Annotated in this window: 8 protein-coding genes and 1 pseudogene; 2 read left to right on the forward strand and 7 right to left on the reverse strand. The window is 52.5% G+C overall.

What is annotated here, in order from left to right; translation table 11 throughout:
- Nucleotides 1-570: 570 nt before the first annotated feature.
- Nucleotides 571-1,188 (forward strand): hypothetical protein, encoded by a 618-nt coding sequence (locus tag CQ019_RS18225; protein WP_146113334.1) that lies wholly within the window; start codon nucleotides 571-573, stop codon nucleotides 1,186-1,188.
- 439 nt (nucleotides 1,189-1,627) lie between these two features.
- Nucleotides 1,628-3,475 (forward strand): glycosyltransferase, encoded by a 1,848-nt coding sequence (locus CQ019_RS06160; protein ID WP_181148269.1) that lies wholly within the window; start codon nucleotides 1,628-1,630, stop codon nucleotides 3,473-3,475.
- A 110-nt stretch (nucleotides 3,476-3,585) separates the two neighbouring features.
- Here the strand turns inward: CQ019_RS06160 and CQ019_RS06165 are convergent, their stop codons facing one another.
- From CQ019_RS06165 to CQ019_RS06195, 7 genes and pseudogenes are all read right to left on the reverse strand, one after another.
- Nucleotides 3,586-9,081, reverse strand: coding sequence for a peroxidase family protein (locus tag CQ019_RS06165; protein WP_105569179.1), 5,496 nt, complete (start codon nucleotides 9,079-9,081; stop codon nucleotides 3,586-3,588).
- Between the two features lie 339 nt (nucleotides 9,082-9,420).
- Nucleotides 9,421-13,287, reverse strand: a complete 3,867-nt coding sequence (locus tag CQ019_RS06170) for a CDP-glycerol glycerophosphotransferase family protein (protein WP_105569180.1) — start codon at nucleotides 13,285-13,287, stop codon at nucleotides 9,421-9,423.
- Nucleotides 13,288-13,590: 303 nt separating this feature from the next.
- Nucleotides 13,591-14,643: an XcbB/CpsF family capsular polysaccharide biosynthesis protein gene (locus CQ019_RS06175; RefSeq protein ID WP_105569181.1), complete on the reverse strand. Its 1,053-nt coding sequence runs from the start codon at nucleotides 14,641-14,643 to the stop codon at nucleotides 13,591-13,593.
- On the reverse strand, nucleotides 14,627-15,991 hold the full coding sequence (locus CQ019_RS06180) for a glycosyltransferase (RefSeq protein WP_181148271.1): 1,365 nt from the start codon (nucleotides 15,989-15,991) through the stop codon (nucleotides 14,627-14,629). Before CQ019_RS06180 ends, CQ019_RS06175 begins: the two co-directional genes overlap by 17 nt.
- A 668-nt stretch (nucleotides 15,992-16,659) precedes the next feature.
- Nucleotides 16,660-16,989: pseudogene (locus tag CQ019_RS06185) on the reverse strand (transposase); the annotation flags it as partial.
- Nucleotides 16,990-17,014: 25 nt separating this feature from the next.
- Nucleotides 17,015-17,431: an SH3 domain-containing protein gene (locus CQ019_RS06190; protein ID WP_105569183.1), complete on the reverse strand. Its 417-nt coding sequence runs from the start codon at nucleotides 17,429-17,431 to the stop codon at nucleotides 17,015-17,017.
- A 324-nt stretch (nucleotides 17,432-17,755) separates the two neighbouring features.
- A complete protein-coding gene (locus tag CQ019_RS06195) occupies nucleotides 17,756-19,894 on the reverse strand; it encodes an acyltransferase family protein (protein ID WP_181148272.1) in 2,139 nt (712 codons plus the stop codon).
- Nucleotides 19,895-20,069: the final 175 nt, after the last annotated feature.

Genomic DNA, 20,069 nt, shown 5'->3' on the forward strand with positions numbered 1-20,069 from the left:
TAAGACAGAGCGCGGACAGCGCAGAAGTTCCCCAGAGTACCAACGGTCTTTTCCGCTGAACGACTCTGTGTCTGGGCAAAAAATAGGTCACATGATGACGACGTTTCACAATAATCCGGTCCCCCCAAAGCACGAATTGATTGTAGGCTTCAAGACTATGCCGAATTCGAAAAGTAATCTAGATGTGGGATAAAATAATCCAAATTCCTACTCCCGATAAGCGGGTTTGAATTTAATCGCTTCAGATCAGAGGCACACATTTCTTCCTTTCTTGGGAATAAATTTTCACGAAAATATGCCGCATCACCTAACGCCAACTCTTTGGTGTCAAAATCGAAAATCCTGCTATATCTGGCAGGCATTGCGAAAACCAAGTAGTTGCACATGCCCACACATGGATTCTCCGAGTTGTTTACCATCCTCGGGCGCTCCTCCGTGAAAAGGATCAATTCTTGCACTTCTTACTTCACTTCTTTACAGGGTTTAAAGAGTAAAAATAGCGGCCGTATGCCGCGTTGCTAGGAGGAATTCTAGTAGATGGTCACAATTACGCTTCGATTCCTCTAATTCATGTTCAATCTAGTGATTCATTGGGATACTTCGAATATGGAATATTTTCGCTTGGGGGAAAAGATACTTGCTGCGGTTGGCATGCTTGCCTTATGCATTTCGACTGCTTCGTGCACAACTGGACCAACTTCGGATGACGGCGAACCGAACGCGCAATATAGCGTTAGCCCTTCAACCGCGAACACCACGAGTACAGACCCAACCCCGGAAACAAGCAGACCAGTTGCCACGGCGACAGATCAGCCGAATCTGACACCGAAAGCCAGCGCGACACCGACTTCTTCAACCACTGAGCCGGGAACAATAACTGGTTCAAATCAAGGTGAAATTTTCATCGACATCCAAGCTAGTCCAATGCCGCCGGATGTTAGGTGTGAAGGTTTTGCGTACAATTCCGATGGCGTGAATTCAGGCGGCGGTGCTTTAGTCGGTGCAACGCTAAAGCTTGGCTCAGTTTCCGCCACTGTGCCCACGCGGGTGACCCTGCTCCCTGGCAATTACGAGATCAGTATCGACTGTTCATTTGATAGCAGGCGTTGGAGCGGCAATAGTGAGCAGACCTCGGTCGCGGGCGGTCAATCCTCGGATCTCCAGATCACATTGAGTGAATCAAAATAACGTAATGTGCTTTTGAAGTTCTTCGGATTATGAGTCCAGGATTTCACCAACGGCAACTGCCGCCGCGGGTTGGTGTCCACACCATCGCAATGGAGCAGATACGGCTTCCTACTAGTTATGTCGCAGATCTGCCGACAGCTACGATGGGTTCTACGGAGCCAAGAGACTAATTTCGGCTTGGTGAACGACACAAACGCAATGGCTCTCAGGATTCGTCCCTTTCCATGACTCCTGAATACAGGACTTTTAAGTAAGCGCCTGAGAGAATATTTTACGGAGCTCACTGCAGTTCGGCTCAGCTTTCAATAAAGATCTAGGTTTCAGCCCAAGTCCATGGGACGTGGATTCACGAAACACCAAAAATGAATTTATTGCTGACGGTTCTTGGTTAGGCTGAAGATTAGAGACCGACATGCAACCATCTGTGAAAGTAGCTGTGATGATCAAGGAATACCCACCGGTTTCGGCAGAACATTTGATCAGTGTTCCTGACAATTACAAACCAGGTGCCCTACCCACGTTGATGGTGACTTGGACTGTTGACGAAATATTCGGTGGAATGACGAAGATGTGCCTCGACCGCGCCCATATTTTCCATGAGCGCGGAGTTCCGTCTGCCGTTGTGACATTTGCTCCGAATCCAGACTTCGAGGTGACGCGTCGGGCGCTGGTCGAGGCCGGGAAACTCAACGCGAATGTGCCCATCGTCAACTTGCATGAGTATTACGCCCGGCATTTTCCCGAGGACGCCGCCACCGGTTTCAAAGCCAGTGACGTGGACGGATTTCAATGGGTAGATGCGGAAGAGATTCACCGTTCTGATGACCAAAGCCTTTTATCCCGAGACTTCACAATTGATGCTGAGCCGGAACAACGCTGCCGGGAGTACTACCGCAGAGATGGCAGCCGCTACATGGTTGACTGCACGCTCCCGCAGCTCAACGATTCCTCCAAGAAAAGACGAGTCCTGCAGTTGTTCAGCCCAGATGGTTCGCCCGTCGCGGAGTTCCCAAGTGCTGCCAAATTGTACCGCCACTGGCTCTCGGAGATCATCGGTTCTGCCGACACCAACCTGATAGTCGATAGCAAATACTCAGCCGCATTCCTCGGCGTTTGGAAGCATCCGTCAGCAGTCAAACTGTACGCATTCCACAGCACACATGTTGCGCCCAGGCAGAATCTCCTTACCGGCAAGCTGACAAAATCGCACAGCCCCATCATTGAACAGCGCCAAGAGTGGGATGGCCTGGTCTTTCTCACGAAGTCGCAGCGAGATGCATTCACACGCAGGTTTGGCAACGACACTAATTCCTTCGTGATTGGCAATCCGACAGAAGGTCCTGCCTCCTATCCCCCAGCTGCTGAACGGGATCCCAAGAAAGTCGTTTACGTTGGCCGGCTATCAGCTGGAAAGAATGTCAACGAAGTCATCGATATCGTCCACTTGCTGGTTCAGTCCGGTGAAGCGGTGACTTTGGACATCATTGGCGATGGCGTACAGCGTGAAGCCTTGGAACAGCAGGTCCGAGATCTGGGTCTCGAAGGAGCAGTCAATTTCCTGGGCCACATATCCTCGGTTACCCAGCATCTGCAGAAGGCAACCGTCCTATTGCTGTGCAGCAGCTACGAAGGCCAATCGCTGGTGATGCTCGAAGCCCAGGCCAACGGTTGCATCCCGGTGACTTACGACGTTGATTTTGGGCCACGTGATGTCATTGAAGATGGGGTGTCGGGCTACCTGGTGCCTTTCGGAGAGAAAGACAGCGCGGCGGAAACCGTCTCGCAATTGTTGAAGGACGAGAATTTGAGGGCCAGAATTTCCCTTGAGGCCTTCAACCGCGCAGTGAATTTCAACAACGAGTCAACGTTCAACAGGTGGCAGCAGGCCCTGGGCGATACCCGACGCAGCCGGCAAGTGGCCCAGATGCTCGCTACGATCAAACCGGTTCTCGAAGGCATCAGATTCTGCGTCGATGGAAATCTAGAGCTCATGCTTGCGTGGGATGGTCTTCAGCTGGAATTCGATGCCATGGAATTACTGGTGGCTCCGCGAGGAGCCGCTGGGTTAGACACTCAGGCCGTGCTCGAGGCTTCGGCCAATGGGAACGGAACAGCAACGTTCACTATCCCAGGCAATATCCGTACGAATACCGATGCGAAGGAACCGCTGGATCTCAGCGTCCGGTTGCGCTCGGGCGATGCATCAGCCATCTTGCGGCTGGGTGTTCCTCAGGGCCACAGCCTCAGTCCATATCTGACCGCGTACGGAAACCTGAGCATCAAGTAGCCTCACATCCGAACCCAGCAAAAGGCGCCGCTTGCAATGTGTGAACATTGGAAGCGGCGCCTTTTTCATTCTATTTCTGGCTGGTTACTCCTTGATGCGGGTCAGCCCTTCTACTCGACCGGAGCTGGCTCGGGGGCCAGGTTGGTCGGGCTTGGGATCATGTTCGTCTCGTTGGAGTAGGCCGTTTCGGCGGTCCCTTGATCATCGGTGTATTCGATGGCCAAGCGGATGAACTGATTTTGCTGCCCGGTGGTTACCAAGAAGCTGGCCATAGTCGCTCCGTCGCCGGTGGCTCCGTCGATGTTGCTCCAGTCGCCACCTTCTGTCCTCTGCTGCCAGGTGTAAACGCCGCCTGGCTCTTCGAGTACGGATTCGGCGCCATCTTCATCCGACATCTGGGTGGTGATATGCAGGATATCTCCAACCGAGGCTGTCTGAGGAGCAATGACCGGACCGACCGGTTCGTCATTCACGTTGGCTACCGCTTCGGTTCCTGCCGAGGCGATCTGCTCGTGAGTGCCGTTGCCGTCAATGTAGGTCACCAGTACCCGGACCGGTGCGCCAACTTCGGCGTCGGTGAGGGTGAAGGTTCCGGACTCATTCGTCTGGGTGGTGACCCAGGCGTTGGAGAACGGATCGGTTCCGGCTTCCACGAAGGACTGCAGCGAGAAGGTGAAATCAGAATCGATGCCGTCGAGGTCTTCGACCCCATCGGCGTTCGTGGTAATCTCGCCATTTTCGGTGATCGGATCGGTGATGCCAAGCACTACCTCGCCTGTAGCCTGTCCACAGGTTTCAGTGGTTCCCAATGGCAAGCAGACGACTTGGTCATTGAACTGAATGCGTTCAATGTTCCGCAGTACGTTTGACATCTCTTCGCCTTCGAGAGTGTTGACTACCTTGACCACATTGTCTGCCAGCGCGGAGACCGTGTAGTCTTCCTCGATGCCTTCAAAGACCACCGTGTCGATGTTCTCTGATTCGTTCTCCAGCTGAAGAACTTCGCGAACCATGTGCAGTTCGCTTGGGTTGATGGTGCCGTTGAGCATCCGGGTGCTGAAAGCTGCAATCGAATCCTGGGACTCGACGGCTCCGCCCTCTGGCCGGTATTCAACACGCACGTTCAACCAGGCATCCCCGTCGACGAAGTTGCGTCCGTCGCGCGGTTCGATCAGATCAGAACCCGTGCCTCCGAGGAGGATGTTGTTATTGTGATCCCCATCGTAAGTGGTCGGGTCGTCCAGGAGGAACGGACGTGCGTATTCAGGCAAGTCCCCGCCACCGAGCAAGTCACGCAATCCGTCAATCCGGTTCAGGTGATCTTGGGTCAAATGGTGACCGTAGCCGATCGCTCCGCCGGCAGGATCGAAGGTGAGATCCACACCGCCTTGCGAACCGCGCAGGATGTCGTCTCCGTTCCAACCACTGGTTGCTTCGGTCTGCAGGAACCTGTCACGGATGCCTGTGATCGACTGCGGCATGCCAACGATAAATCCCATGTCGGCATTGACCAGTGTCCGGTGGCCCTTGTAGCTCACCCAGTCGAATCCCAGTACTCCCGAATACCTGTCGGTGGCTCCACCGGCAACCATGATGTCATCTCCGCCTTCTGCGTCGAAGTCGTTGTTGCCACCACCGCCGATGAGGATATCGTGCCCACCGTGGTACAGGTTCGGATCATTGAACATGGTATTACCCATGTCACCTTGGAGCAGGTCGCCGTTGCCGCCGTTGCCCTGAACCCAGTCGTTGCCCTCGTCTCCATAGAGGATGTCCGAGCCGGTGGAACCGAGCAGGAAATCATCTCCAAGGCCACCGTGTGCTGTGACTCGATCCTGGCCGCCGAGCATGAAGTCGGTGCCCGAACCGCCAAAGGTGAGGTCCCCGACTCCGGGCCCTGGGTTCAGCACATCGTTCCCTGCTTCGCCCTGCAACCTGTCTGCGTCGCCGAAGAGGTCGGTGATGATGTCATCGCCATCCCCGCCCATGATGGCATCGTTGCCGTCATCGCCTTCGATGCGGTCATTGCCGCCACGACCCCAGATGGAGTCATCGCCCAGTCCGCCGCGGATGCTGCTAGCCTCGTTGGTGTCCTGGATGACAATGTGCTCTGCTCCGGTGAAGCGCCAGCCATTTGCTGCCGACCCGGTGAGCCCGGCGGCGTTCAGATTCTCCTGCGTATCCGAGAGATCGAACGTCAGTTGCGGTGCGGCAAAGACATCATGCGGCACCTTCTCTGCGGTCGTGTTGCGGATGACCAGCTGCGAGAGTGAATTCGCTTCCAAGGAGTGGAAGAGCGTATTACCCAGGTTGCGGGTCAAGTAGTAGAACCTGTCACCATTTTGCAGATCCTCCAGTTGCGCCTCGAACACGTAGTTGAACGTGGAACCGAGCATGCCACCGAAGATGTATGGCTTTTCTGCAAGTCCACCCATCCACAGATCCACGTCGTTCAGTCCCGTTTCAGCTGCCGGAAGAGCCATATAGGCTGGATCAGCAGCCAATACTGTGCCGGCTGCGCGTTTTGCCTCCAGCGTATCCACCCCGGTTACCGACTCATGTGTTGAGTAGGCGGCCAGGAAGTTGCTGATTGATTCCGGGTTCTTCATTGAGAGCCTGAAATCTTCCCAGCTGGCGTATGGCTCAAGCTGCGAGTCACCGGATTCATTGAAGAACGTCTCACGAGCGGTCTGCATTGAAGGAACACCGGTCTCCCTTGCTCGGGCAAGGTTGATCGTTGGCAGGTCCAGTGGCAGACCCAGCAACTTGTTGCGCAGCGTGTCGGTGACAAACTCATCAACGCCGTTGGCCGTTTGATTGGCCAGGCCCTTGAGAATGCCGCCGGCAGATTCATCGGCAGTCAACGGAGTACCGTCTGGTGCCGTGGCGAATGCTTCAGGATTCAAGAACGCATCCAACAGTGGCATTTCGACTATCTGCCCGTTGTGTTCACGAGGAACAGTTTCACGCAACATGGAGTGCCCGAAGCGGTATACCGCGTGGGCGAATTCGGCCCTGATCGATGCATTGATGCCCGGCTGGTATGAATTCTCGTTCAGCACCGTCGGATCGATCGAAGGAGCGATACGGCGAGCGAATTCCTCGAACACCAGGTGCTGGTACTGCATTTCAGTCATGAAGCGTCCTGCTTGGTACAGGCGTTCACCATAGTTCCAGAATCCATCTTTCTGGAAACGCTCCAGCAGCTCGGCTGGCAGATTGTTTTCCAGTTCGTCACGGATCTGTTCTGTCACGCGGTTGTGCTCGGAGTGGAACACGTGGTGCACGGAGGTCAGCCCGATATTCTCGTTGCCTCGACCGTCACCGGTGATGTAGTGGTTTTCCAAGGCTGTATTATCGTAGCCCGGGATCTGCGGCCCATCCGGATCTGCGGGATTATCAACCAACAGCGGTGTCGCGCCATGGGCAATATCATCAAGGAATGATGCATTGGCCGTCAGCGCGCCGTCGGTGGATAGCGGAGCAGCGCGGTCACCGGACCGCATTCCATCCTCGAAGGCAAGCTGTGCTTGCCCATTGGTGCCCAAGACCAATCCACCATAGGGATCGGTGTAAAGCAGCGGCACGTCCAACACATCGAAGTCATCCAATTCGATGCCCAATACAGTGCGAGCCTGATCCTTGACATTCTTCCAAGTTGGAAGGCCTTCTCCGCCCTCACCATTGAGGATCTTCCCGGTTGGTACCGGAGAATCATTGACCAAGACGTACTCACGCATGAATGCATTGTGCGAAGCGTGCGAACCATAGGTTTGATTCTGATCCACGAACGGAGTGGTGCGGTTGACGTGTTCGCGCTGCCCATCGGTGTCATCGATCGTGGCACGGGTCAGCGTCAGGAAGTTCGTGTTGGCACCTTCCACGTACAGTGGATCATCGGGCTTCAGTGGAACAACTACGGTTCCGTTTCCACCCTTGGATACGAGATCCAATCCGTGATCGAAGAACTGACCGAAAATGGTGAAGAGGCTCGTAGCCGAAGCTGAAAGTCCCTCATCAGTCGCGATATCCGGGATCATGAAGTTCGAGCTGCCAACTAGCGGAGTAACCAGATCATCCAAACTGGTAGCTACTGCCAGATTACCGCCTAGGATCACGATCCTGGCCGGCTGCAAACGGTTGATCTCAGCCTGAACGACGTCCGGTAAGGTGCCGTTGCGTGGAACCAAGAGAATTGGTGCTCCTTGGGTTCCCGCGACGGAAGCAACTGACAATGCGTCAGGATAGTTCGCATTAGTGGTCAGGTAGACGACTGGAACCGGCGGAGTGAAATGTGCCGCTGAGATCATCGTTGCGGTCTCAACCGAGTTCGCACCACCAATTCGTTCGGTGTCCCAGGAAGCAGCCAAAGTCGACTCAACTGCGGCGGACACTGCTAGTGGGCCACCGAGCACGACGACCTTTGCCGGGTTCAATCGAACTAACTCGGCTTGGACTACTTCCGGAATGGAATCTCGCGCTACCAGCAACACAGGTGAATTATCGCGAGCTGCTGGCGCTGCGACGGCAAGCGCATCCTGGAAGCTTTGTCCGGTGGCGATGTACACGGTATTCACCGGTGCATCACTGACAGGATCGGGATGAGCGTACTTGCTGATCTCGACTGCCGTAGCAACTGAACTAGCACCCGCGATTCTGCTGACGCCACCAGGAGCGTAAGCTCCGAGCTGAGTTGCCACATCTTCGCTGATAGCAAGTGGGCCACCGGCGATAATGATGTTGTCCGGGCTAAGCCTTGTGAGTTCTGCTGCCGAGACCTCAGGAATGCTATTGGTGTTAATGAGCAGCACCGGCGCACCTGCGGACTTGGCAATAGCACTGACCGTTAGTGCGTCCGCGAAGTGATTAACGCGGGCGATGACAACGGTCGATACTTCGCCAGGGAAGTTCGCTGCACTGATTGCAGCGGAAGTTGCAACGGACGATGGACCGAATAGCCGCTCTGACGAGCCTCCACCTTCTCTACCAGCTCCCTCAACTCGACCAGCAACAGCGGCCGCAGCATCATTGCTTACGGTCTGATCAACAATCAAGTTACTGATGGTTCGTGGTTCGGAATCATAGACGAATCCATCGGTCTGAGCGTAACTCGTTTGGGCACCAGGTTGATTGCTGTCATTACCCGGAGCAAAGGGTGGCGTGACTTCGGCCTCGTTGTACTCGGCGTCCAACAGACGAGGGAAAACCTCTTGTGCCGTACCATATCCGTTCTGGTCAGGCATGAGGTTGTTCCACCGCCCATCAACCGTTCGCAGACCAAATGGTAAAAGCGGCGATCCAACACAAGGATCCCCGTCTAAATCAAAGTGAGTTTGCGTAGGAATATCAAACGTGGCAGTCGATTTGCATAGCGGAGACGAACTCGCATCCGCAAGCGTATCTTGAGCGTGAGCCTCAGAAATCTCGATTTGTTTGATGATGAATTCAAGGTCTCCTTGTGAGACGTTGAAATCCTGGCCTGGCGGCGGTGCTGCGACTGCTGCAGGAACACCTGTCATCGCCCCAGAAACAACCATCGTGACGGCTACAGCCAGTGCGCCGATTTTGGCGCCCGGAGATCCGGGCGCGCCTCTCTTGCGTGGCATCTTATTTCTCCCCAAAGAAATGGTCCAGCGCTATTCGCCATTGGACCAACGAGCCCCTGGCGTGTTCCCCCAAATATTTCCCCGCTTGGGATCCCACTCCCGAGTTGGCTTAACTATCATCGAAAATTCACTTTAAGTAAATAGACTTCTCAGGATTGTATGAATATGATCCGAATAAATATGTCAGGGTCGCTAAAAGATGAAATTTATCAACTAATAAAAAGGCGAGAAATCAACCAGAAAGCAACTTTGTTCCTTTCACCGGAAACATGGCAACCCGCATCAACGATCTGCGTTGATCGATTGTTACGCCCGCTCTCGTAGTAGCCGTGAGTACGTTTAGTGGCTCCCGGTCAGAAGTCCGACCATTTGATGTTTCGCCTTATCGTTGTATTCGATGCCATCAAAGTCACATGCACTAAAAGGGCTCTTCCCAAATTCCGCTAGTGCACGAGCAATGCTTTCCACGTCGTTGGCAACCAATTGTCCCAGTCCGCCTTGCAGAACACTGCGTGGACCCACAACATCCACACTAATCACCGGCAGATTTAGGACTAACGCCTCAAGAACGACAATCCCTTGCCCCTCATAGTCCGAGGAGAACGTAAAGCAATCAGCATGCCTCATATACGGATATGGGTTTGATGAGTACCCCAATAAACGTACGGAATCTTCAAGTCCCAACGCGCGCACATGGTCTGTCAGCTGATGAAGTAACGTCCCTCCGCCAACTATAAGCAGCCGCAGGTCCAGACCGGTCAATCGCCTTGCGGTATCCAGAGCATCGATCAATTTTCGATGACCTTTTTCAGGCGAGAGCCGCCCAACAGTTACAAAGCAGCTACTTCCAGATTGCATCCATGCTGCGACTTCGTCATCCAAAGGCTCTTGAGACTTAGCCAGGATCTCATCATTATTGATTAGATTGTTGGCGTATGTGAACTTTTCTTCTGGCACCGAGAAGTCAGCAGAAAGGTTATTCTGGTTAACTTCATGCGCACTCTCAGAAACTGAAATCAATCTATCGAACGATCCATATAGGCTAAACAGCCTGGTAAGACCGTTAAACCGGGTTTTCTGCTCCATTAACATATCGCTATGTAGCATTATTTGACGCTGCAAATCCTGCTTTCGGCCTGCGGCCAAAAGCGAGGCCCAAAATACCGAAAAGCCCTCGAAGCACAACGTGCTATCAAAACTTGCTTCGCCAAAAATACGCCGATATTCTCTCGAAAAAGCAGCGAAATAAATGTCCCTAAAACGCTCGTTACCCACGAAACCATGTTTGCTGAAGCGACTCAGCACATACATTTCTTCGATATTTCCAAGGTGCCGTCCAACTCTGGCTAGTGTCTTAAAACGATCACGGGATTTTTCAAATATTTCCGCTCGTTTCGGGTCACCATAGACCGCACCTGGATCAATAACAACTGTGATCTCAGGATCACTCAGATCGAGACTACTGATGAGATTACTAAAGGCAGATGTAATTCCATTTGGAATAAACGATCCTTGATAGACCAAAATCTGCTTACGGCTGGAATTCAGCTCGACTTCGTGCTTCGCATTGTCCTCAAAGAAAAATTCGATTGCTCTTCTCGTTGATGAGCCATCTTCCAAAGCCCAGAACTCCTCATGCGCCCATTTTGCCTTTTCACTTTGGACAGGAATATCCAGAGCTAGACAGTTCCGCACTTCATCTATCGAGTGACATACGTGCGAAGGGAACTCAGACAGCTCAAAATACAATCCGCGAGTTGATCGATATTCAGGCTCGTCAAATACGTACAGAATACTTTTTCTGCCAGTCGGTAGGAAATCGAAAAGGATACTCGAGTAATCTGTTATGAGAACGTCTGTAATTGAAAGCATGTCGTTTGTGTCGACATGCTTTGGGACCAAGTTAAGGATCGTGGTAGAAAAAGAAAGTTGTTTCTCCACCATCGTATGCCCTTTGAAGAAAACCCTGCGTCCAGTTTCTGCGAGGGCTTCTAGGTCTGACTTAATTTGTTCGACGTCGACCAGCTGCGACTGTAGGTCACCTCGCCAAGTTGGCGCATACAAAATGACTTCTTCCCCAGCCAGCACCCCCAGTTCAATTCGCAATTCAGCTTGCCTATCCGCTCGCGACTCCACTATCGTGTCGACACGCGGATATCCGGTTAAAGCCGCCTTTCCGCTGAAAATTCCTTGAACGTCGTTGCGTTCGATCAATATGTCAAGCGTGTGTTGATTCGGTGCAATAATGTGCGTCGCATGAAGCAAATTCCGGGCCGCATTCTTATGATCCAGAGTGCCTGTCTTAATATCACGGCCAAGAGTCTTCATTGGGATTCCATGCCATGTGTTAAGGTATTTTTGACCAACTCTCCGAGAAAAATAAGGAGCGAAAGTATTATTATTTATGAGGTATTTCGCTGACGCCAGCACACGCATATATCCGGTCGAGTTCCGCTTCAGAATAATTACGTTAGGGTTGCCTCGAATTTCATCGGGGATGGCCTCATCATCCGCCACCGCCCAAAAGTGCATAAATCGGCTATAAGTCTCATGCGCAGTTAACTCACGGAATAACGCCAAAGGATTACATCCGACAGCCTGTCCTGCATTCGATTCGTATAAGATCCACTCTTCTTCGAGAAGCAAAGTGTCGCAGAATTCGGCATAATGAACATTTCTTTTTGAATCCAATGATTTCAAGTACGGCGTTTCGTCAATACCGAAAGGACGTCCAATAATTCTAGATCCGATGAAAGCTTCAGCAGCCTCGAACGGTAAGTCTAGACTTAGAAATGACTGCGCCAGGTGAACATAATATTTTGCAGTGTGATCGTCAGCGCGCAGTACAGCGTCTTTGAATGCCTCAGTTGCTAAAGCAAACAAGCCTTCTTCTGCCAACGATACGCCCGCATCGAACGAGAGTTCTGCACTCTGGATTCCGAAAACTCTACGCAGCGTCTCTTTCTGTTCATCCGCGTTGATGGTCTGAAGATCAATTATTCTAGAGCCAGGCGCGGTTTCCGACGACTGTGAATCTCCGAGTGCATTATTTGTGTCGGACTCGCTTGGTGCTGGCATCACTTCCCGATGGAGCCCAAATGCTTCACAAGCCTCATAGTCTTTTCCAGATTTGTGCAATGACAGACCGAGTCGATAAGCCCAATATTTGTTCGATTTGCCCAACTTCTCCAGTGCCCGCCTATAGGCAGCTGCCGCAGAGTCAAAAATTTCAAGTCGTTCGCATACTAGCCCTAAGCGGTAGTGCCACCCCGCACGTTTCGGATCCACGAGTACGGCAACCTCGTAAGATGCCCTAGCTTTCTCCCATTCATAGATCCGTTCATAGCAAAGACCCATCCGATAGTGAAGTTCGGGTACCGCGGCGTTCCTATTAATGGCGCGTCCGTACCACTTCAAGGCGGATGTATAGTCTCCTTCTGCTTGGAAGAAGACACCAATGCCGAGTTCACTCGAATTAAGAACTTTGTCGTTCGCAATGGCAATCGCGTACTGAAGTTGAGCTTCTTTATGGCGCGCTAATTGCTCCAAGGCTCGTCCATGGTAGAAACTGTTTTTCGCATTGGGCGCAGTTTCGGGCTCTAAGTTTGCTAAAGCATTGACGACGTCCTCGTGTCGCTCCAGTGAAACGAGAACTTGTGACAATTGCTTGCGCCAAACGGCATTCGTCGGGAACTGTCGAATTGCGTGCTCAAGTACCTCAGCAAGCATCCACAACTGATTCGTTTTGCGTACAAGCGCAATCAATTTGTTATGGTGCGCCTCGACTTCCGGCGCAATTGAGATTGCCTGTCGAACAGCGGAAATAGCTTCAGACGAGTTACCTAATTTTTCCTCACATACGGCAATCCGGTAATGCCAATCAGCATTTGAACCGTTGATTTCGATCGCTTCATGATACGCACCAACTGCCTCCGACCAGTTTCCCAACTTTTGTTGGGTGAAACCGTATCGATACCAGTAATGTGCGGAGGGGTCTACCTGAACGAGCTGTTGAAAAGCCTCAGCCGCGATGTCGAAGCTCTTTATCTGGATAGCTGCGTGTCCCAGTCTGTAGAGGTCCTCGGGAAATTCATTACCGTTCTCTGAGACCAGATTCCGGTAAAGGTCGATTGCCCGATCCCACTCACCAGATTTCTCTGCTAACCGCGCGCGTATACGCTTCGATGCATCCGACAGAAAACTCATTACTCTCCCCAGTTTCACGGTCTAACGGCGTATTTCAACCATTTCCCGAACAGTCATCAAAGTATACCCAAAAGCAAAACATTGCTTTCACAGATTAAAGATATTCACCAATAGTTGTCGCTCTTCCCCGGACTCATTCGTTGCAACGGCAAGATCCATAGCACGATGTCTTCAGGCTGCTCGACGGTATTGAAGCGAAAGATACTTGGTGAATCGCTTAGACCGCAATTCTACGATTATCCCAACTTGGAAAATAACGCCATCTGCCGCCCGCAAAGATAGTCAAGTTTTCTTTAGATCGATTCAAATATAGGTCTTCCCAGCAGGAATTTCGATTCCGGCCAGTCCAGTATTGATGAGCCCAACTACCGTCCGCAATGTTTGTTGTGAGACATGTGGGTGATCAGTGATGTTTGGGCTATTACTAATCAGAAGCTGCACGCGCAACGGATCAATCCTGGTGCAATACTCGGAGATCGACGGCCACAAAGGGGAACCAGGAGAGGAAACCACTACTAAGTTTTCGGATCTCGGATTCAAGCCACCTGTTGTGCGGTCGAGCAAGCCGTCGAAGGCGGCTTGTTTGCGCTGAATGAAGATCGACTCGCTAGTCCAGTGGCTGTCGCTATAGCGACGCTCGTAATAATCGTCGTTGATAACTGGGTCAACGGAAATACACTTCAAACCCGAAATTAGCCCATGATAGAGGGCCCCGGTACCGCCTTTGGAAGCGCCGTAAAGTACAGTTCGAGAAGAAGCAACGTTCAGCTGAGAAATTGTTTTGCCAATGAGCCTACTAACTTTCGAAGCAGCGTCAGGATCGTAGACTGTTGGCATATAGAAGCCTCCTACGACACCTCCAACATCTGCAATTCTCAGTATGGCGGTTGTCTGTGGAACGTGCTTTGACGCTGACTTGAAATTCTGTTCGAAGTACCTCATCAGCGACGACTTGTTGTAGACGTCCGCCATAGATGAGAAAATAACAAGCAGCGATTCGGGAGGAGAACTGGCATCTGATTCCAGCGTATGAATAAGGCCATCCTCGGAAACTTTGTATTCACCCGAACGTACCTTGTGCCATAGGCTCGGAATTTCATCCTGGCGTACGAATTTGGTTCGGGTGCCAGACGCCTCATAAGCATGGAATCCATTGACCGCTAGTGTGGATACCAATCGCTTAATCTCAGGATTCTTCATCGATATTTGGATCAAGTTTGACTCTTCGTCGGAGAAGACGCCATGCTCTACCTGAATATAATCAATGTTTGACAAGGTCTTGATGGCGTTGCAAGTTTCAGTAAGATTTTCACGTTGAACGACTAGGCGCACAGTTTTCTTATCTAAACGAATCATGCTTCCCTAGGTGTTTATTGCTCTTGACCTTATTAAATAAGGCAATCCATGAGATCGCCATAGCTTCTTGGGTGAATTCCTCGACTGATTGTATTGAATTCTCCGAAAGATCGCTAAGTAGTTCTCGATCGATGATCAGTTTGAAAGCTGAAGATACTAGATCAGCGCTATCGTTCATATCTACTATGATCCCATTGACCATGTCACGAATGAGCATTCGAGGCCCATACTTAAAATCGTAGGCAACAGGGACACAACCTTGGGACAATGCCTCCATGAGCGAAATCGATTGACCTTCATACTGCGAAGAAAATAGTCCTACCTCAGCCCGAGCGTATTCGTTCAACGGCTCCTTAGTGAATCCCTTAAGTTTGATTCGATCTTCCATTTTAAGACCTATGATTAATTCCCGTAGCTCTTGCTCAAGAGGCCCAGTTCCCCAGATTTCTAGCTTCGCTTCTAGCTGGTCTGCAGCCAGACGGGCGAACTCGCGGATCACCACTTCGTGTTGTTTTTCTTTGGATAATCTACTCACCATCACGAACAAGCCAGGCTCACGAGGTATTCTGCGACGGACTTCGGATTGCTTGGCATGGGCGTGAGGTATTACTTCAACGTTCGGCGCACCAGTTGATTTCATAAGATCAAAACGCTGTTGAGGAGTCAGGACAACCAGAGCATCCATCAACTTAAGGTTTTCCAGAGTCTCGACAAGTTCTGGCTTCACGGGTGCACCATACCGGTGAGGATTGCTTAGGTGGCTACTGTGAAGAGTGTAGATGACCCCGCAGTTATTCGTGATTCTCAGTTTTTGAAGTCCACCAAACATGAACGCGTACTCAGAAATCAGGACGGAATTCTCGACCAAATCAGGCCGAAAGTTGCTGAGCCAATAGTGGATTAGCTCACCTCTGGACGCAAATATTGTTTCGTTCATTTCTGAATCATAGGCTCTGATCCGCCCGATATATTTGCCCGGAGATTCGTCCAGGAGGTATCTCCGACCCGACTTGGTGAAGAACTCTTCGGCCTCAAGATCGTTAGCCTGATTAAACCAAGCGACCTTTATTTCTAAGTTTCCTGAGTCGAAAAAGGATCTCTTATACCGTTTTCCGTTACGAAGATGGTCCGCAAAAAGGACCTGTCCAGAGAACGCCTCGTGCATAACGAATAAGACGTACTCATCTTCTGCGTAATATCTTACGACGTCTGCACTCGAATCATCTGGTACTTTTCGAAGCCCCGATTCATACCCTTCGAACGTTTGAAGAGCATATGGCGAAGGAGAATTACCTGGATCATCGCGAGATAAATCCTCGTGCAGATTCACTACAGTTGTATTTTTCAACAACATTCCATCTAACCTGAGTCGCTCGACTTCGAATCTCAGATTGGGCTGCCAAACATGAACCAGAAGGCAAGCCGAAATCCCAAATCCCGAGAACCCAGAAGCTCTGTTAAGTACAGATCTAACCAGTCCCGTTGCATCACGGACTAGAGACCCAGGCAGCAACATTGGGATAGGTGTTGAAATATTCGACGCTTCAGGAATCAATTTAGCTCCAATAGAAACCAACATGTTGAAGCAACCAAAGGGTGGATGCTCTTTAGCTCTCGCTCGTGTCCAAATTACACTAGTCTGGCTTCTGAGACGGGATCAGCGTTGTTCGAATATCAATCTGTGAGCGTTCAATTCCGAGTTGCATGGAGGTAATTTTCATTGTCGTGATACCGACAGTGACCAAGTCACGCGCGCCACACTGCAACTTTCGTCCGCGGCATTTCCCGGTCGTAGAGCAGGATTGTGACTATCACCGTTCCCTTTCGCATCTGCTAATCAACAATATCTAGCATGGCGAGTTCCCAATGTCCCTAAGACTCCCATGAATGAAGATCACGATCAAATGTGAAACTCTCAGGCGGACGTTAGTAGCTCCAAGTCCAGCCACCGGACTTCTCGGGGTCATACACTATTTGACCAGTTCCGTAGGGTGAGTCGAGCATCAACCTGCCATGGTCAACATCGCCGGCGATAGTGGACACGGTCTTGGGGTAGGAACCATTGCGGGAGTTCGGCGCGAACCGTCCTTGCCCGTCGCCTTTGTCGTAGCCCAGGTGGTTGCTGAGCTCTGATTTCAGGCCGCGTTCCAGCCCTGCGCGGATGATCTGCTGAATGAAGCCGTTTTTGCCGTCGAGCTGGATCTCGCCTCGGTCAATGAAGCCCATGAGTTCGTCAAAAGCACCTGATTCCTTCACGGCGTCCATGGATCCCAGGGCGGCGATTTTCTCGGCGATATCGGAGGCGTTTTCCACTGTCTGTTCGGCCTGGTCTTTCTGGATGGTCATATTGTGTTTTCCTAGTCTCTTTCTATCAATTGACTAGGGGTCTTACACAATCCATCTGACAGGCTCTACGAGTTTTCAGATACTGTGTCGCAGACCAACCCGCAGACCAACCCGTCTTTGAACCCCATTTGAGCTGGCTCCAGTTGCCTTGTTCTTTGCCGGTGAGTTTAACGACGGTCCCCTTGGACATGACGCCCAAGGAATCGGAATTCGTGGCTGGACTTTTACGCAACTTCAGATTCACCGTGGTGCTGGTCTCGGTGACTTTTTTCAGGTATTTCGACGGTGGAGCGTGTTCGGCTTCATGCCCCGCGCTTTGAATCCGTACGGACATGACCGGCTCGACGGCATGCGCCGAAGGCGTCAGTGACAACGGTGCCGCCAACGCGAGAAAGCCAACGATTGCCACAACACGTTGACTGAATTTAGGTTGTTTGCGCATCAGAAAAACTCTCCACCCATAACCACCAAGTAACCGATTTATTGGTAGCGATTAAATAGAGAGTACCGCCACGATTCTGATCATAGATAGAACGGCGGCGTCCTACAAGTCTTTTGTCGACTGTTTGTAATTTGTTCATCCTTGCAAGCGGGATATCTGGTCAAACTGCTACGAGGCCAGTCACACAACGTGGTTGATTCACCTGCTGGTGTGGAATTACGCCAAAGATATAGCTGTGGGTCGCGTTTCTTCCTAAGAAATGCGACCCACAGCCATGTTCGGATGCTTGCCGCCGAGCCGTACCGGCAAGGCCTTGGATTGGTTTTACTCTTTGTTCGAGGCGAACAGCTTGTCGTTGTCCAGTGCCGCTTTCAATCGGGCATCCAGTGGTGTGGCCAGATGCGCGGCCATGGTCTGCGACAGATGCGAGTGATCCCAGAAGGCGATCACCCCGCCGATAACGCCGTGGCATGTCTCATCCCGGCAGAATTTGTCATTCATGCTCAGCGCCACAATATTCGGATCGTCCAGGGAATTCACCGCGTCAACCTGTGGATCCATGGGAATCCACTCTTCGGCCGCGCCGCTGCATTCGCCCAGGCGCTGCTCATTTTCGGCCACGCAATCGGGCAGGTTGTCCACGGTGCTTCCGGGGAATGGGGTATCGCGGATGACCGCGACCTGCGCTCCGGTGCCTTCCCACTCGCGCAGGGTCTTTTCGAATGCTTTTTTCGCTGGCTCTGCGGACCCTGCCAGATCTTGCCCGAGCACCGGCAGCGACTGCCGGCTCGATGAGATGACCAGGTCGTAGTCCTCTTTCTCGATCTCGCCGGTGACCCACCCGGCGTACTCGGTGCAGCCATCGATGGAGGCTTGCTCGTCATAGTCCTGCGGCTCGCCCATCACGGCGCAGCGGCTGATCAGGTAGGTATCCAGTGCCCACCCGCGTTTTTCTGCGATGGACTTCACTGCGGGGACCCACTGCCCGGCATGCGAGTTGCCCACGAGCGCAACCTTGATTTTCCCCTCGCCGAAGCTGCACACGGGACGCTCGGCGTAGTTGTCCCCTTGGCCGGCGAAGCAGTCGTCCTGGTAGATATCGGGCTTGTCCTCCTTGGCCATGATGGGCGCCGGAGCTAATTGCTGATATCTGTCCGGAATGCCCTTTTTGGCCACGCATTCATCCGTCAGCCCGTTGGACGCAAAGCAATCGACGCCAACTTGGGCGCTAACCCGCTTGACGGACGCGGAGATGTCCTTGGACTCCTCCATGATGGCGCCGCTCATCGAATAGAACGCGCCGGCGGCCAAGGCCAAGGTCGCGGAGCCCGCAAGCAAGAATCGCGGCGCGCTGAAATGCTTCGATACCTCGATGAACTTGCGGAAACGGACTTCCACGAGCTTCTGCGTGAGCACCGACAGCACCAAGGTCAAAGCCAGCGCACCGAGCTGGGCCGCCACTCCAAAATCTGCCACCACGTAGGGGGCAAGGATCAGTATCGGCCAGTGCCACAGGTAGATGGCGTAGGAATTATCGCCGAAGAAACCCATGAAGCGGTTTGCCAGTAACTTGTTCGGAGACCACTTGTGTGTCGAATGAGCTAGCAGCAGCAGAGCGGTGCCAAGGACCGGAAGGAGTGCAATGTATCCGGGGAAAGGCATCTCGCCGTCGAAGCTCAGCGCACTGAACACGATGGCCGCTAGCCCCACCCAGGTGGCCAGCATACTCAGCACGCTGTTCTTTGCGGCGTAGGCGCGCTTGCCCAACGCAGCGACCAACGCGCCGGCGGCAAATTCCCATGCACGGGTGAAGGTCGAGAAATAGGCGGTACCCGCATCATTGGCCGTAGCGTACATGGAATACCCCAGCGACAAGGCGAAGATCAGCCCGACGCCGGCCACGGCAACGTTGCGCCGGTTCCATCCCAAACGCACGGCCGCCATGATCAGCGCGCCAATGAGAATCGGCCAGACCAGATAGAACTGCTCTTCGCCCGAGAGGGACCAGAAGTGCTGGAAGGGGCTTGGAGAATCCGCCTCGGCCAGATAGTCGACCTTGGAGGTGGCCAGATACCAGTTCTGGAAATAGAAGGTGGCCGCGATGGCCTGGAATCCCCAGTCCTGCCAGAGGGTGACCGGCGCCAGCAACCAAACTCCGACGAGTGCACTGAGGATCACCAGAAATGAGGCGGGCAGCAGGCGCTTGACGCGGCGCATCCAAAATTGCGCTACGTCCTTGAGGTTCTGCGGTGGACGTTTGATCAGGTGCGTGGTGATCAAGAATCCAGAGATCACGAAAAAGACGTCGACCCCGACAAATCCGCCGGGCAGGGCGGTGGGCCAGAAATGATAGAGCACCACGATTCCCACCGCGATGGCACGCAGCCCTTGGATGTCCCCACGGAAAACCGCCGGTTTGGGTTGTGGCGCGGACGCGACAGTCTTGGTTTGCTGCAGGCTCACGTGCGGCGGGATCCTTTGTCCGGGGATAGATTCGCAAGGCAAGACGGGGTATGCGCGGCTTGCCAACGTAGAAACGGCCTCGAATACTCGAGGCCTACTTTTCATGTCTATCGATCTAAGCTGAACAAAGACTGAACAGTTACCTAATCTTAGCTTGACGCGGGAGCGGCTTGAT

The sequence above is a fragment of the Arthrobacter sp. MYb229 genome (genome assembly GCF_002975405.1).
In the GTDB taxonomy this organism is placed as follows: Bacteria; Actinomycetota; Actinomycetes; order Actinomycetales; family Micrococcaceae; genus Glutamicibacter.

What these genes read in the sequence shown, in the direction of transcription:
- CQ019_RS18225 (WP_146113334.1), top strand. Translation starts at nt 571, where the DNA reads ATGTTCAATCTAGTGATTCATTGGGATACTTCGAATATGGAATATTTT.
- CQ019_RS06160 (WP_181148269.1), top strand. Translation starts at nt 1,628, where the DNA reads ATGATCAAGGAATACCCACCGGTTTCGGCAGAACATTTGATCAGTGTT.
- CQ019_RS06165 (WP_105569179.1), bottom strand. Translation starts at nt 9,081, where the DNA reads ATGCCACGCAAGAGAGGCGCGCCCGGATCTCCGGGCGCCAAAATCGGC.
- CQ019_RS06170 (WP_105569180.1), bottom strand. Translation starts at nt 13,287, where the DNA reads ATGAGTTTTCTGTCGGATGCATCGAAGCGTATACGCGCGCGGTTAGCA.
- CQ019_RS06175 (WP_105569181.1), bottom strand. Translation starts at nt 14,643, where the DNA reads ATGATTCGTTTAGATAAGAAAACTGTGCGCCTAGTCGTTCAACGTGAA.
- CQ019_RS06190 (WP_105569183.1), bottom strand. Translation starts at nt 17,431, where the DNA reads ATGCGCAAACAACCTAAATTCAGTCAACGTGTTGTGGCAATCGTTGGC.